Raw genomic sequence first — 15,489 nt, 5'->3', positions numbered from 1 at the left:
CCGCGCCCCGCCCGTTCCGATGTCGATCCGTCATGCCGTGCCCTGACCGGCCAGCGCCTGCAAGGCTGCAAGCGCCGCCGGGTTCTCGAGGGCGCTCACGTCGCCCGGCGGCAAGCCCCGCAACACGTTTCGCACCACGCGGCGCATGACCTTGCCGTTGCGCGTGCGCGGCAGATCGGGCACGAGATGTACGATGCCCGGACGGAACGGCTTGCCCAGCGCCGCCTCGATCCGGTCGGCCAGCGAGGTCGCCAGCGCGCCCGGCGGTTCGCCTTGGGTACTGACGCAAACCACCAGCCGCTCCCCTTTCACCGGATCGGGCAGCGAAACGGCCGCCACGTCGCGCACGAGCGGCGACCCGAGCACGACCGACTCGACCTCGGCCGGCCCCAGCCGCTTGCCGGCAATCTTCAGCGTGTCGTCCGCGCGGCCGAGGATGAAGAATTGTCCGTCATCGTCTTCGAGCAGCAGGTCGCCATGCGTCCACAGCCCGGGCCGCTGGCGCCAGTACGTTTCCTCGTAGCGGTCGGCCGCGTTCCAGAATCCCGACGTCATCCCGACGAACGGCGCGGCGATCACCAGTTCACCGGGAACGCCGCGCACGCGCCGCCCTTGCTCGTCGGCCGCGAACGCGTCGACGCCCGGCGATACGGCGTTGAAAGCGCACGCACGGATCGGGCGCACGGGAACATTGCCCAACAGCGCGCCCGACGCCTCCGTGCCGCCGCTGTAGTTGATCACCGGCAACCGCGACCGGCCGAACGCATGGAAGAACCACGCGAAGTGATCCGGGTCGATCACCTCGCCGGCCACCATCAGCACGCGCAGGCTGTCCAGCACCGCGCCGTCGACCGCCCGCGGCGACGCCGCCAGACTGCGGATCAGCGTGGGCGACGCACCGAAGTGCGTGACCTGGTGGCGGTCGACGACTTCGGCCAGACGCCCGGCGTCCGGATAGTCGGGCGCGCCGTCGTAGCACACCAGGGTCGCGCCGCGGACAAGCGCGCCGATCGTCGTGAGCGGGCCGACGATCCAGCCCATGTCGCTCGGCCACAGCCAGCGGTCGCCGGGGCGCAACTCGAAGTGGTATGCGCAATCGTGCAGGATCTTCAACGGGAAGCCGGCATGCGTATGCACCGTGCCCTTTGGCGACCCTGTCGTTCCCGATGTGAAAACGATCATGAACGGCTGGTCGGGGTCCTGCGCGGGGAACGCATGGGGCGCCGCCGCGTGCAGCGAAGATCGGGCGTCTGGCGTGACGGGGCCCGCCGGCTCGTCGCCCTGGATAACGATGCGCAAACCCGGCATCCGTTCCTGCAATGCGTCGAATACCGGTTTCAGGTCGACGGTGCGTCCGCGGCGCAGGTAGCCGCCGCTCGCCAGCAACACACGCGCGTCGGCCAGCGTCAGTCGCGCGGCGACGGCGTCCGCCCCGAAGCCGGTGAACAGCGGCACGGCGATCGCGCCGAGCGCCGATACGGCAATCAGGCTGGCCGCGGCCTGCGCCCCCATCGTCATCATGATGCCGACCCGATCGCCCGCGCCGACGCCGAGCGCGCCCAGCCGCGACGCCCGTTGCCGTACATCCCGAGCCAGCGCGGCATAACTGGTCGTGCTGACGCGCCCGTCCTCCGTCTCCGTGACGACCGCCGCCTGCAGCGCACGCGGGCCGTCCGCGTGCGCAAGCACATGATCGACCCAGTTCAGCCGACCGCCGGGGAACCATCGCGGAAACGCGGGCCCGCTCGCAAGATCGACATGCCGCCGCGGCAGCATCCGCCACTGGAACTGCAGGTGCGCCATCACCGCGGCCCAGTAGCGTTGCGGCTCATGCAGCGACATCCCGATCAGATCTTCGAACGACGAGGCGCCCACGCGCGCGCAGAGTTCACCCAGCAGCGTGCTGGTCCGCCAGTCGGCCGGTGGTTGCCAAAGTACGTCAGTGGTGCTCATCAAAGTGCTCCGTCCGAATCGTCTGTCGCACGATGCCGCCCTGCCGGATCGCGTCGAGCAGGCAGGGCGACCGTTCAGGGTTGAGGATCATGGCGTGCCTTTGCGCGCCGGAAAGCGGGCTTGCGCCGTTCGCGGAAGGCGCGTGTGCCCTCTTTCGACTCGTCGGTGGCGTAGTACAGCGACAGCGCCTCGAATCCCAGCGCACCGATCGCGCGGATATGCTCGGAGTCCGCATTGAACGACCGCTTGGCGATCGCGAGCGCCGTGGGGCTCAGTGCAAGGATTTCGTCGCACCATCGCGCGACTTCCCCGTCGAGCCGATCGGCAGGCACGACCGCATTGAGCCACCCCATCGCAAGCGCGTCGCGCGCCGTGTAGCGCCGGCACAGGAACCACACTTCCCGCGCGCGTTTTTCGCCGAGGACGCGGGCGAGCAACGCCGTGCCGAAGCCGGGATCCACCGACCCCACCCTGGGCCCCACCTGCCCGAGCTGCGCCGCTTCGCTCGCGATCGCCAGGTCGCACACCGTCACGAGCACGTTGCCGCCGCCGATCGCATAGCCGTTGACGCGCGCGATCACCGGCTTCGGCACGTCGCGGATCAGGCTCTGCAACGCGTCCACGGGCAAGCCGATCGTGCCGCGCCCGCCGTAGCCGCCATCGCCGTGGCTCGTCTGGTCGCCGCCGGTGCAAAAGGCCTGGTCGCCGGCGCCGGTCAGCACGATCACGCCGATCTCCGGATTCCAGCCCGCCTGCTGAAACGCGTGCAGCAGTTCGTCGACCGTCCTCGCGCGGAACGCGTTGTACACCGACGGACGGTTGATCGTGATCGTCGCCACGCCGCCTGCTTCGCGATACAGGATGTCCTCGTAGTTCATCGCGCGGCCTCCAACACCGTCAGCGCCGCGTCGAGCGCGTCGAGCCCCTCGTCCAGCTCCGTGCGCGAGATGACGAGCGGCGGCGTCACGATCACCACGTTGTAGCGCCCGTACGCGTGAACGCCGCGCTTCAGCAGTTCGCCATAGAACGCGCGCATCGGCGCCGATCCCGCCGGGTGGTGCCACTCGACGAGCGGCTCGCGCGTTTCCCGGTCGCGCACCAGCTCGATGCCGAACTGGGCGCCCATGCCCCGCACGTCGCCGATCGACGAATGACGCTCCGCCAGCTCGCCGAGACCGTCGCGCAGCCAGCCTTCGATCTCGCGCGCCCGCTCGAACAAGCCCTCTTCCAGATAGACCTTCAGTGCCGCGAGGCCGCCGGCGACCGCCAGTACATGGCCCGCATGCGTGTGGCCCACGTCGAAGAGTTCCGTATCGAAGTGGCGGGCCACGCCTTCGCGCACCAGGACGCCGCCAAGGGGCGTATACGAAGAGCTGGCCCCCTTGGCGAACGAAATCAGGTCCGGCAACACGCCGACCCGCTCGGCGCAGAACAATGCCCCCGTGCGCCCGAAGCCCGTCATGATCTCGTCGAAGACCAGCAGGATGCCGTGCCGGTCGCACAGGTCGCGAACGCCTGCGAGATACCCCGGCGGGTAGACGACGACCCCGCTCGATCCCGTCATCGGCTCCATCAGGATCGCGGCCACGTTCTGTGCGCCTTCGTGCGAAAGGACGCGCGCCAGGTGATCGAGGGCGCGCCGGGTTTCCTCGGCCGGCTCCGACGTATGGAACGGGCTGCGATACGGATACGGCGCAAAGAACTTCACCATGCCCGACAGCGCCGGGAACGGATCGCGCCAGCGGTCCACGCCCGTCATCGCGCTCGCGCCGAGTGTGCTGCCGTGATACGACCGGTAGGCGGTCAGCACCTTGGGCCGGCGTGTCACCAACCGCGCGATCTTCACCGCATCGTCGTTCGCCTCGGCACCGCCGCAGGTGAAGTGCACGCGCAGCCCTTCCGGCCACGGCGAAACGCTGTTCAGACGTTCCGCGTATTCGGCGCGCACGTCGTTGAAGTAGCTGGACGCGACCCAGCACATGCGCGCGGCCTGCGCCTGGATCGCCTCGACCACCTTCGGATGGCCATGTCCCAACGACACCGCGACATAGCCGCTGGTGAGGTCCAGGTAGCGCTTGCCGTTCGCATCGTAGAAGTAGCATCCGTGCGCATGCGTGATGACCGGCGGATTGAGCCCGCCCTGGACCGCCCAGGGCACGAGCACCTTTCGAAACGACGACGCGAGCGCGGGATTCGACTCGCCGTGAATGCTGAGATCCATGTTGACTCCGGAAATGGCATGGCTCACTATTTCTGAGCCTCGTGACAGGAGGCTTGTAGATTAAGCAGGCCTTTCCCGCGTAACAAATCAAACGTTTCCGCACTGAGCCTTAATTCAATTCAGTCATGTCGCGACAACTTCCACCGCTGCTCTCCGTCCGCGCATTCGAGGCGGCCGCGCGCCATGGCGGCTTCGCCCGGGCAGGTGACGAGCTGTGCGTCACGTCCGGTGCGGTGGGTCATCAGGTGCGGCTGCTGGAGGAGTGGCTGGGCACGCCGTTGTTCATGCGTGGCGCCCGGTCGGTCCAGTTGACGGAGATCGGGCGGCGCTACTTCCTGGAAATCGAGCGCTTGATGGACGAGCTCGAGCGCGCGTCGCTCGACATCCGGCAGGCCGCGGATTCGCCGGAAGTAACGGTCACCGCGATGCCGTCGTTCGTCACGCGTTGGCTGATGCCGCGCCTGGGCGAGTTCCGGCGGCTGCATCCCGACATCGAGGTGCGCCTGCTGGCTTCGGTGCCCGCCGTCGACTTCAGCCGCGAGCGCGTGGACGTGGCGATCCGCCTGGGTGGGGGCCCCTATCCGGGGCTCGTCGCGGAAAAGCTGATGTCGGAAACGTTCCTCGCGGTCGGCCAACCGTCGCTATGCAAGCCGCTGCGCACCGTGGACGACGTGTTGCGTGCAACCCTGCTGCACGACGAATACGAGGCGCGCATTCCGGAGCAGGTGGACTGGGTGCGCTGGTGCCGGATGCAGGACGGGCACGCGAGCGCGGCGCGTTTGCGACAGGGGCCGAGCTTCTCGCATACCTATCTGACGCTCGATGCCGCGATCGCGGGTCAGGGCGTGGCCGTGGCGTCGGACGTCCTCGCCGCCGATGCGGTCAGGCAAGGGCTGCTGGCCATTGCGCCGGGCAAGCCGGTGCAAGGCCCCTACAGCTACCATCTGTTGACGACGCGCGCGGCCGCCGCGCGGCCGCAAATCGATGCGTTCTGCAGTTGGCTGCGATCGGCCGCACGGTCGTTTTCGGCGGCCGGCTGGGCTTGAACGACATGAATCGCACGCGGCAGGTCCCGCCGCCCGCGATCCATGTCACCCGCCCGTTCACCGCATGCACGCCGCGGCCAGCTTCCCGACCGTGATCACCGCCTGCTCGATCTCCGGCGACCACGGGCTGCTGTAGTTCAGGCGGATGAAGTTCCGGTAGTTGTCGGTGATCGAGAACATGTAGCCCGGCCCGATCGTGATCCCCTGCTCCAGCGCGAGCTGGTACAGCCGCATCGCATCGACCTGCGCGGGCAACTCGACCCACAGCACGTAGCCGCCCGCCGGGCTCGAAATGCGCGTGCCTTCCGGAAAGAACCGCGACACCATCGCGCGCATCAGGTTCGCCTGCTGCGCATACGCCTTGCGCAAGCGCCGCAGGTGATGCTCGTAGCCGTCGCGTTCGAGAAACTCCGCAATCGCCAGTTGCGGCAACGACGGCGTCGCGAGCGTATTCAGGAACTTCAGCTTCTCGACCTGATCGCGATAGCGGCCCGGTAGCGCCCAGCCGATCCGGTATGCAGCCGTCAGGCTCTTCGAGAACGACGAACAATGCAGCACGATCCCGGTCCGGTCGTAGGACTTCAGCGAACTCGGATGCGTATCGCCGAAATACAGTTCGTTATACACACCGTTCTCGATGATCGGCATCCCGGACTTGGTTGCGAACTCAACCAGTTCGCGCTTGCGCTCGTCCGGCATCTGGAAACCCAGCGGGTTCTGGAAGTTCGGCATCACCATGCACGCGGCGATCGGCTGCGACTTCGCGATCGCGGCCAGCGCCGCGATGTCGATCCCGTATTCCGGATGCGTGGCCACCTCGATCGCCTTCATCCCCATCCGTTCGATCGCGTGCAGCATCGCGTAGAACGTCGGCGATTCCACCGCGATCGTGTCCCCCGGCTTCGCGACCGCCTGCAGGCACAGGTTGATCGCCTCCGTCGCGCCGACCGTCACGATGATCTCGTTCGGGTCCACCGACATCCCGTTTTCCAGGTAGCGGCGCGCGATCTGCCGGATCAGCCGCGGATGACCCGGCGGCAGCCCGTCGGTCACGCCCCACAGCGACTTGTCGCGGCCGGCCGCGTACGCGTAGCGGTTCAGCTTCTCGAACGGAAACAGGCTCGGGTCCGGATACGGCGAGCCGAGCGGCACCGCGTCGTCCGTGCCGATCGAGCGCAGCGTCGACAGCACGAGCCGGCTCACGTCCACCGACGACGAGATCGCGATCGGCTTCGACGGCCGCAGCTCGCGCACCGGCGCGTGGCTGTCGTCGCGCCGCAGGTTCACGAAATAGCCCGACTGCGGCCGGCTTTCGAGCAGCCCGCGGCTTTCCAGCAGCAGATACGCATGCAGCACCGTCGTGATGCTGATCCGGTGCTGCTGGCTCGCCTGCCGCACCGACGGAATCCGGTCGCCGTGCCGGTACACGCCCTGGCGGATCAGGCGCTCGATATCGTCCGCGAGCTTTTCATAGAGTTTCATCGTGCGTCTCCCGCCGGCGCACGCCGCCCCGCCGCCCCACCGTGTGCGCCCGATACGCACGCGTTGCACGTGTTTCGCCCGCCGACCGGGCCGTCGTGATTCCTGATCTTTCCCTCCGGTTTTGCCTTTTCCATCGCACTGGCTCTCTCTTGAAGATGCGCCGCCAGCGGTCCGGACCAACTGGATCTGCGGCACTGTGCACTTGATGATCGGATCTTAAGAGAAGAACAGTTGGTGACGAGTACACACATCGAGCACGCGAACAAGAGTACAGTTCGGCGCGAATCGCGCATCGCGGGAAAACTGTACGTCTTATGAAATGGCCGGACGGTCGGTCGGCTGGCACGGCGCGGGTGAATCGGCCCGGGAGGCCCGCCGCACGGGCCTCCGCGCGCGCGGATCAATGGGGGTGCAATACTGTGCGCCCGCACGGTTTTTCACGATGAGAGCCAGACCATGCAGCACACGATCGAACCCGTAGCCGGCCTCGGCGGCGCGAGACGCGTCGCGCGACCGGCACAAAAGAAATCGCGCCAGAACGGTGCGGCCGACCGGGCACGTACGCATGGCTGATCGCGCCCTCGTAGCGCTACTCGTCGGGCGGCTGACCGACCCGGCCGCCCACGCGGGCGCCATCGACGAGCCGATCGACCTGTCGGCGCTCGACGCGCCTGCGCTCGGCACCGTGTGGCCGGCGCTGCGGCGCGTCGAGCACGAGATCCTCGTGCGCGACCAGGCGTTCGGCGACCCGCGCGCCGAATTCGCGCGCACGGTGCACCGGCAGATCGATGCGCTCGGCCTCGTGCCGCTCATCGACGCCGATGCGGCGCTCGAACTCTTCCGCGCCATTCCGGCCGGCGGGTGGAAACGCGCGCTCGAGGATCTGCCGTACCTCGACGCGCTGCCGTCGCCCGCGCTGCAAGCCGAACTCGCGCGGATCGCCGACGAACCGGAAGAAGGCGGATTGCGCGCGGCGTCGGCCTATGCCGCGTATGCGCTCGACTGGTTCGCGGGCCGCCGCGACTTCTCGGCGCGGCGCGCAGCCTGTGCGCAGGCGCTGGCCGGTTCGCCGTTTCGCGTGCGCGAACTCGACGTGTTGCCCGAACTCGGAGCGGCCGCGCTACTCGCACTGGCTGCAACGAACGACGGCTATTTCGCGCCGAAGCGGCTGTGGCTCGACCTCAGCGATCCGGCCGTGACGCTCGCGGAAGAAGCCGCGTACGTCGCGTTCGCGCGCGACGCGCTGACCGAAGCGGCGCGACAGGTCGCCGCGCTGCATGCCGGCGCCGTGCCGTACGAAGCCGATCGCGCGTTCACGACCGACGACGCGCAAGTGCTGTCCCGCGCCGCGCGCGTGGCCGCCTATCGCGACGAAGCATGGCTGCGCCCGCTGATCGGGCCGCTGCTGACGGGGGTATGCGTCGCGCCGACGGCCGCGAAAACCGCGCCGTCGCAATCGCTAGCCATCGCGCTCGGCCATGCGATCGAGACGATCCCGACGCCCGAGGGCGTGCGCGCGCTGCGCGACGCGTTGGCCGTCGTCCGTCACGCGGGCGTGCAGAAGAAACTCGCGCGCAACCTGAAGCCGGCCGAACGCGCACTCGGCGAGCGGCCGCGTACCGCGCTGCGAATGACGCTCGACGCGCAGCCCGACAAAAAGTCCCTCGCGATGCTCGCCACGTGCATGGAGACCGGCTTCTGGCAGCCGCTGACGCTCGGCCACGCCGAATGGCGCGAGCGGCTCGTCGATGCGCCGGCCGGCGTCGCGTTCTCGGCGCGGATGATCTGGCAGGCACGCCGCGGCGACGGCTCGACGCAATCGTTCACGCCCGATATCGCCAAGGGCAAGGTCGTGCTGCGCGACGCGGCCGGCCGCGCATGCGAGATCGCCGACGACTGCGAGATCCGGCTATGGCACCCGCTGCTGGCCGACGCGGACGAGCGGCTCGCGTGGCAGCGCGCGATCGTCGGCCGGTCGCTGCGGCAACCGGTCAGGCAGGCGTTCCGCGAGTACTACGTGCCGAGCGACGACGACGCGTCGGCCAGCGATACCGCGATGTTCGAAGGCCACGTGCTGTCGAGCCGGCCGCTGCTCGGCGTCGCACGCCGCGAAGGCTGGTCGATCCGTGCCTATGACGACGCGCTCGTCCGCGAATTCGGCGACGTGCGCGCGACCTTCCGCGTCGATGCGCGCCTCTATCCGGGTTCGGAAAGCCACGGTACGTCGCGCCGGCTGCACTTCGAACGCCGGCACGGCGCCCGCTGGCTGCCGCTGCCGATCGGCGAGATCGATCGGGTGGTGTTCTCGGAAGCGGCGCGCGCGGTCGACCTGCTCGTCAGCGTGTCCGCGTTCGCGCTCGACGACGATGCGACACGTGCGGCGACCGCTTCGCTCGCGGCGGACCCGGTCCGCCTGCGTGAGCTCGAAGCCGAACGCTGGCAGCGCCTGAACCGGTTGTCCGATCTGCCGCTGGGTGTGATGGCGCAGCATCGCAAACACGTGCTGTCGCTCGTGTTCGCCGAGCCGGTTGCGCAAGGAAAGATCACGATCGACGAACGCCACGTGCGCGTCGGCGCATGGTCGGTGCATTGCGCGACCGGCCACGTGACGCGCGACGGCGAGCCGGTCGAACCGGCGATCGCGCCACCGCCGTCGCCGCTGCGCGCGGTGCCGTGGCTGCCCTACGACGAAGCGCTGCTGCAGCGAATCGTCGACGTCGTCGCGGGGTTGCTCGATTGACGGCGATGCAGGCGCCTACCGCGCCGTCTGCTGCCGCTGCACCTCCTGCGCTTTCATCTGCAGATACGCGCCGCGCTCCACCTCGTGCAGTTGCTGCGGATACTGCTCGGTCGCGTCGAACCAGCGCGCGAGGCGCTGGTCGAGCGGCTTGTCGAGCGTCGCGAGATAGGTGTCGATCGCGAGGTAGTAACGCATCGTGTTGCGCTCCAGCAGCCCGCGCACGCCGCCGATGTACTGCGGCTGCGCGGCCGACGCGGCACCGACGGTCGTGAACCCGACCTTGTCGCTGCCGACCGTCGCGAGGTAGGTCTTCATCGCCATCCGGCCGACCGTGCCGAACCCGTATGAATACGTGAGGTGCAGGAACGTGCGCGACGCGCCGACCGGCACGGCTTCGAGCGCGATCCGGTAATCTTTCGTGCCCATCGGGCCGCTGTCGGCGGTCAGGTCGACCTGGAAATAGTCGGGCGTCGCGGCCGCCACGCGATAGCGGAACTGCACGCGATAGGTATCCGGCAACTTTTGCTGGATCTTGCGGCCGAGGTTCACGTCGAGCACCGGGCCGTTGGCGCCGCTCGATGCGTGACAGTACTTGGTGTTCAGGTGCAGGATCAGCACCGCGCACCAGTTCGCGGGGCCTTGCGCGGGATCGTTGAGCTGGCCGTTCACGACCGCGAACGGATAATCGACGACCGCGTAGATGTCGCCCTTCAGCGACGACGACGCTTCCGACGATTCGAGGACCACGGGCCGGTGAAACGCGTTGTCCTTCAGTTGCGCGCCGAGGCTGCGGTAGCGGTCGAGCAGCGCGGCCGCGCCGTTCGCGCCCTCCGCGCCGAACGACAGCGCGCTCCAGCCTGCACACAGGGCTGCGACGAGCGCGCGCCAGGCACGGCGCGTGCCGCGCGAAGCTGCGGATGTCTCCATGTTGGTACTCCCGGGCGCACGGTGGCCGCGCGCATGTGTCACAGAATACGCCTGCCGGCCGCGCGGCGTGGCAGGCGGCGCGATCGTCATCGGCTGCGCTTCACCGGCAGCGGCACTTGCGCGGCGGTGATCCGGATCAGCGTCGACAGCCATTCGCGATCGTCCCAGCGATCGCCGGCAATGACGAGATGCGGCTTCGCGCTCGGATACGGCGGGGCTTCGTCGCACACGCCGAGATACGCGCGGCCTTCGGGCGTCGGCTTGACGAACAGCCGGTCGTCGCAGACGAGCGCGACCATCCTGCCGTCGCAATAGATGCCGTATTCGCCGAACATCTTGCGCGCCGAGACCGTACCGGCCGCCGCGATCTGCTCGACGATGAAATCGACTGTGCTCTGGCTCGATGCCATCCGAATCTCCAGGACCGAAAATTCGTCTGACCTGCGTCGACGCCGCGCCGTTCAACTCATTTGTCGATACCGAACGCGCTCGACATCTGCCGCGCCCGCTTCACGTCGTCGCCATGCAGGTAGATCGACGTCGTCGAGATCGACGCATGCCGCAGGTTGTCGCGCACCGTCGTCAGCTCCGCGCCGCGCGCCAGCGCGTGCGTCGCATGCGTATGCCGCATCCAGTGCGGGCTTGCCTGGCGCAGCTTGTGCGCGAGCGCCGGGTGGTCGGCCTCGACGCGCTCGGCCGTCTGCGCGAAGAAACGCTGCATCACCTTCCACAGCCGCACGCTCGTGATCGCGGCCGCGTCGTCTTCCGCGAGGCTCGGAATCAGCGGCGTATCGGGCCGCCAGCGCGCCGGCGTGACCGGCAGACGGCGCGCGACCAGATAGCGATCGAGCGCCGTGCGCGCGAGCGGCGGCAGCGCGACGCGGGCGGCCTTGCTGCCCTTGCCGATTACCTTCAGCCACGCGTCGCCGTGCGCGTCCGTCTCGATGTCGCCGAGCGTCGCGCCGACCAGTTCGCTCGCGCGCAGCCCCGTCGCGTAGCCGAAATCGAGAATGAAGCGCAGCCGTTGCGCGGCGGCCGGCGTCCAGCCCGACTGCGGCGCGCCCTTGAGCGGGCGCGTCTGGAACTCGAGCCCGTCGGCGATCGTGCGGACCAGCAGCCACTCGCCTTCGGTGAACGCGTGCGACGTATCGAGTGCGGTCGCGCCGCGCGTGTCGCGCACCTTCACGCCGGCGAACGGATTCGCGAGCAGGTAGCGCTGTTCGATCAGCCAGCGGAACAGCGCGCCGAGCACCGACAGCGTGTACGCGGCCGAGCGCGCGGACAGCGCGCCCGAGAACGGCCGCCAGTCGGGCGCGCCGCGCGGCCGCACGGGCCCGACCCAGCGTTCGTGCGGCGTCGGCCGCCGGATGAACGCGCGATACGCGAGCGCGTCCTCGGTCGTCAGCGACGACAGCGCGCGGCCGCGTTCGACGATCGCCCACAGGATCAGCCGCTCGGCCTCCTTCCGGTACGCGCGCCGCGTCGCGGCCGATTCGTGCAGCGACAGCCACGCGTGCACGGCCGCGTAATCGTTGTCCGCGTCGAGCGTGCTGGTCGCGCGCGGCGCGCGGAACGTGCCGGCCGAGCCGTCGACTTCGTGCGGCAGCTTCAGATGCTCCCACGGCACGATGCTGCCGCGCGGCGTCGCGGCGATCAGCGCACGCGCGCGTTCGGTCAGGTCCGGATGCGCGGCGAAGAACGCCTCGACGCGCCGCGCGCTGGCCATGCCGAGGCCCGCGATCGCCCGCCACCACTGGCGCCGGCGCGGAATCCGCACCGTCAGGTCGGCGAGCGTCGCGATCCCGTGCGCACGCAATGCAACGACCGCGCGCGTCGGCAGCCACAGGCCGACGTTGTCGCTGATCTGCGGGACCGGCGCGCGCGCATGACGCAGCACGCCGATCGCGTCGGTTGCGGCTTTCGCCTCCCGTAAACGCTCACCGTCCGGATGGCCGAGCCGTGCCGCGAGATCGGCGCGGCCCACCTGCCGCGCGACGCGCACGAGGCGGCGGCGAATGGCGCCGATCACGCCGCGCGCCGACCGCCCGTCGCCGAGCCGGTCGGGCAGGTAGCGCTCGACGGCCTGGCGCACGGTCATGCCCGCGTACCACGCACGCAGGGCAGCCAGTTCGTCGGCATCGGGAAAGCCTGCGGGCGCAGGCGCGGAATCGGGGGAAAGCGGTGACGTCAGGCGCGGTTTCATGGGCGCCAGTTTGACAGAAGCGTGCGCGGCCGGATACGTCGCGCGCGCCATCCCGGACGGGACACTGCGCCAGCGCGCCCCGGCCCCTCCCGGCATCGCGCCAGCGCATCGGATCGGTCGAACCGACCTCAGCCCTTGACGACGGGCGTGCGTCGCACTTCCGACAGGTAGATCAGGATCAGCGACACCCACACGATCCCGTACAGGAACATGAAGCACGTCGTGCGCACGCGCAGCAGGTCGAGCAGCATGCCGAACAGGATCGGCAGCAGGAAGCCGCCGAGCCCGCCCGCGAGCCCGACGATGCCCGTGACGACGCCCATGTTGTCCGCGAAGTCGTCGGCGACGTACTTGAAGGTCGACGCCATCCCGAGCGCGAACACCGCGCCGAGCACGAAAGTCAGCGCGACGAAGCCCGCCGCCGGCATCGCGACGTTCAGCGTCGCGGTGCCGTCGATTGTGTGGATCACGAAGTCGGTCGCCGGATACGACAGCAGGAACAGCGCGATCCACGCGACCCACAGCCCCCACCACGTGACCGCATGCGCGCCGAAGCGGTCGGACAGCGCGCCGCCGAGCGCGCGCAGCACGGAGCCCGGCAGCGAGAAGCCGGCCGCGAACGCGGACGCCATCACGAGCGACATCCCGTATTCGCTCTTCAGGTACTGCGGGATCCACAGCGACAGCGCGGTGAAACCGCCGAACGTGATCGAGTAGTACTGGCAGAGCCGCCATACGCGCGGGTCGCGCAGCACCTTGAACGAATCGAGCATCGACCCGCCGCGCTTGCCCGCCCCCGGATCGGGCGCCGACGCGAACCAGAAGATCAGCGCGGTGACGAGCAGCGCGACCGCATAGATGCGCGGCACGACGCGCCAGCCGTACGCGTCGAGCAGCAGCGGCGTGACGAACAGGTTGACGGCCGCGCCGCATGTGCCCGCGCCGAACACGCCCATTGCGAGCCCGCGCCGCTGCGGCGGGAAAAAGCGCGCGACATACGGCGTGCCGACCGCGAACGACGCACCGACGCAGCCGAGAAACAGCCCGATCAGCAGGAACTGCCACAGCTGCGTCGCGTAGCTGACCACATAGACGGGCACCGCGCACACGACCAGCAGCACCGTCATCACGATGCGGCCGCCGAAGCGGTCGGTCCACGTGCCGAGCGGCAAGCGCATCAGCGCGCCGGTCAGCACCGGCGTCGACGTGAGCAGCCCGAACTCCGTGCTGTTCAGTCCGAGATCGGTGCGCAGCTGCACGCCGAGCACGCCGAACATCATCCACACGACGAAACACACCATGAACGCGAGCGTGCTCGCGGCCAGCACCGACCACGCACGCAGCGGCACGGCCGGCGCGTTCACGACCGGCCCCGCATTACCTTGTTGAGTTGCCATATGCAAAACCCCGTTTCATTGGACCAGCGGCCCGTTCGCACCGTCGAATTCGATGCCTTCGACGCATGCGCCGCCCGCGAGAATCGCCACGTACTGCCGCATCGCCTGCCGCCGCACGCGCGCCGACAGGTATGCGGCAATCTGGTCGGCGGCCGCTTCGAACGGCACCGCGTCGCCCGGCACGCGGCGCTCGATACGCACGATGTGGAAGCCGAAGCGCGTGTTGACGAGTGTCGGCAGCACGCCGATGCCGTCGGTGTCGAACAGCGCCGCCTCGAGTTCCGGCACCGTGTCGCCGCGCAGCAGTTGCCCGAGGCTGCCGTCCATTTCCGCCGACGGGCAATTCGACGACGCGCGCGCGACCGCTTCGAACGTATCGGGCGCGGCCACCACGTCGGCGAGCACCTGTTCCGCGCGCTGCCGCAGCGGCGCGAGCGGCATGCGATCCGTCATCGCGAACAGCACGTGGCTCGCATGGACGACGTCGTTGCGCCGAAAGCGCGCCGGATGCCGCGCGTAATAGCGCTCGCACGCCGCGCGATCGGGATCGGGCACGTGCGTGAGCTCGCGTTCGAGCAATGCGTCGACGGCCACATCGTCGAGCGGCGCACGTTCGTCGAGCAACGCGAGCGCCACCGCGCGCTGCCGCAGCAGTTCGCGTACCGCAAGCGCACGCCTCGCCGCATCGAGCGGATCGCGCGCGGCGCCGTGGTGCTCGGCTTCGGCAGCGATCGCCGCGGCGTCGATCCCGACGCCGTTGATCGTCAGCGGCGCCGTTGCGGCCTCGGAGAGAACGTCGTTCATGCGGCCTCCTCAGCGCTTGCGCACGAGCTGGTAAGGACGGATCAGGTACGCGACCGACGCGATCCCGCTCCAGACGTGCACCATCCGTGTGAACGGCGACACGAGGAAGATCGTGAAGCCGAGCAGGATGTGCAGCCGGTACGTGAGCGGCACGCCGACGAGCAGGCTCGCGATGTCCGGGCGGAACGTGACGACGCCCTTCACGTAGTCGGTCAGCTGTTCGAACATCACGCCGTCCATGTGGCGCGTCGACAGCACGACCGTGCCGAGCCCGAGCGCGAGCTGCACCCACAGCATCAGCACGATCACGATGTCGGACGTGCGGCTGTTCCCGCGGACGCGCGGGTCGCCGAGGCGGCGCCCGATCAGGATCGTCAGCCCGATGATCGCCGCGACGCCGGCCGCGCCGCCCGCCACCATCGCGACCAACTGGTGCCCGGATGCCGACAGGAACGGCGACACGAGCCAGTGCGGCGCGAGGAAGCCGCCGAAGTGCCCGAGCACGACGACCAGCACGCCCCAGTGGAACAGGTTGCTGCCGAGCCGCAGCATGCCGTGGCGCAGCAGCTGCGACGAATCGCTTTTCCACGTGTACTGCTCGCGGTCGAAGCGGATCAGGCTGCCGACCAGCAGTACGGCGAGGCAGATGTACGGGTAGATCCCGAACAGGAACTGATGCAGGTAAGCGTTCATGTCTTTCCCCAGTTGGGCCCGCG

The 15,489-nt window shown here is 69.1% G+C and carries 12 protein-coding genes; 2 read left to right on the top strand and 10 right to left on the bottom strand.

The window, feature by feature from the left end:
• Positions 1–30 precede the first annotated feature (30 nt).
• The 3 genes from H0X95_RS14500 to H0X95_RS14490 form a co-directional block, all read right to left on the bottom strand.
• Positions 31–1,953: an AMP-binding protein gene (locus H0X95_RS14500; RefSeq protein WP_059723893.1), complete on the bottom strand. Its 1,923-nt coding sequence runs from the start codon at positions 1,951–1,953 to the stop codon at positions 31–33.
• A 74-nt stretch (positions 1,954–2,027) separates the two neighbouring features.
• The gene (locus tag H0X95_RS14495; RefSeq protein WP_034203671.1) at positions 2,028–2,831 is read right to left on the bottom strand and encodes an enoyl-CoA hydratase-related protein; all 804 of its coding nucleotides are present in this window, start codon (positions 2,829–2,831) and stop codon (positions 2,028–2,030) included.
• Positions 2,828–4,174: an aminotransferase class III-fold pyridoxal phosphate-dependent enzyme gene (locus H0X95_RS14490; RefSeq protein WP_059723891.1), complete on the bottom strand. Its 1,347-nt coding sequence runs from the start codon at positions 4,172–4,174 to the stop codon at positions 2,828–2,830. Before H0X95_RS14490 ends, H0X95_RS14495 begins: the two co-directional genes overlap by 4 nt.
• 125 nt (positions 4,175–4,299) lie before the next feature.
• Between H0X95_RS14490 and gcvA the strand changes: the two genes are divergently transcribed.
• Positions 4,300–5,220: a transcriptional regulator GcvA gene (gene gcvA, locus H0X95_RS14485; protein WP_006498433.1), complete on the top strand. Its 921-nt coding sequence runs from the start codon at positions 4,300–4,302 to the stop codon at positions 5,218–5,220.
• 57 nt (positions 5,221–5,277) lie between these two features.
• Here gcvA and H0X95_RS14480 read toward each other — a convergent pair whose 3' ends face one another.
• On the bottom strand, positions 5,278–6,702 hold the full coding sequence (locus H0X95_RS14480) for an aminotransferase-like domain-containing protein (RefSeq protein WP_006498434.1): 1,425 nt from the start codon (positions 6,700–6,702) through the stop codon (positions 5,278–5,280).
• 565 nt (positions 6,703–7,267) lie between these two features.
• On the opposite strand from H0X95_RS14480, the gene H0X95_RS14475 reads away from it, so the two are divergent.
• Positions 7,268–9,442 carry a DUF4132 domain-containing protein gene (locus H0X95_RS14475; RefSeq protein ID WP_059721789.1) on the top strand — a complete coding sequence of 725 codons (2,175 nt, stop codon included), beginning with the start codon at positions 7,268–7,270 and terminating at the stop codon, positions 9,440–9,442.
• Between the two features lie 15 nt (positions 9,443–9,457).
• On the opposite strand, the gene H0X95_RS14470 is transcribed toward H0X95_RS14475, so the two are convergent.
• The 6 genes from H0X95_RS14470 to narI all read right to left on the bottom strand — a co-directional run bounded on the left by H0X95_RS14470 (position 9,458) and on the right by narI (position 15,466).
• Positions 9,458–10,369 (bottom strand): hypothetical protein, encoded by a 912-nt coding sequence (locus tag H0X95_RS14470; RefSeq protein WP_062885696.1) that lies wholly within the window; start codon positions 10,367–10,369, stop codon positions 9,458–9,460.
• Positions 10,370–10,455: 86 nt separating this feature from the next.
• A complete protein-coding gene (locus H0X95_RS14465; RefSeq protein WP_006498438.1) occupies positions 10,456–10,779 on the bottom strand; it encodes a TfoX/Sxy family protein in 324 nt (107 codons plus the stop codon).
• 56 nt (positions 10,780–10,835) lie between these two features.
• A complete protein-coding gene (locus tag H0X95_RS14460) occupies positions 10,836–12,572 on the bottom strand; it encodes a site-specific integrase (RefSeq protein WP_058903705.1) in 1,737 nt (578 codons plus the stop codon).
• Positions 12,573–12,700: 128 nt separating this feature from the next.
• Positions 12,701–13,969 carry an MFS transporter gene (locus H0X95_RS14455; protein WP_034203675.1) on the bottom strand — a complete coding sequence of 423 codons (1,269 nt, stop codon included), beginning with the start codon at positions 13,967–13,969 and terminating at the stop codon, positions 12,701–12,703.
• Positions 13,970–13,984: 15 nt separating this feature from the next.
• Positions 13,985–14,773: a peptidylprolyl isomerase gene (locus tag H0X95_RS14450; RefSeq protein WP_059721785.1), complete on the bottom strand. Its 789-nt coding sequence runs from the start codon at positions 14,771–14,773 to the stop codon at positions 13,985–13,987.
• Between the two features lie 9 nt (positions 14,774–14,782).
• Positions 14,783–15,466, bottom strand: coding sequence for a respiratory nitrate reductase subunit gamma (narI, locus tag H0X95_RS14445; RefSeq protein ID WP_058903707.1), 684 nt, complete (start codon positions 15,464–15,466; stop codon positions 14,783–14,785).
• Positions 15,467–15,489: the final 23 nt, after the last annotated feature.

The organism is Burkholderia sp. 9779_493 (genome assembly GCF_015712215.1).
Taxonomy (GTDB): Bacteria; Pseudomonadota; Gammaproteobacteria; order Burkholderiales; family Burkholderiaceae; genus Burkholderia; species Burkholderia cenocepacia.
Note: the sequence above shows the minus strand (reverse complement) of the source record. Positions and strands in the feature narration are given on the sequence as shown.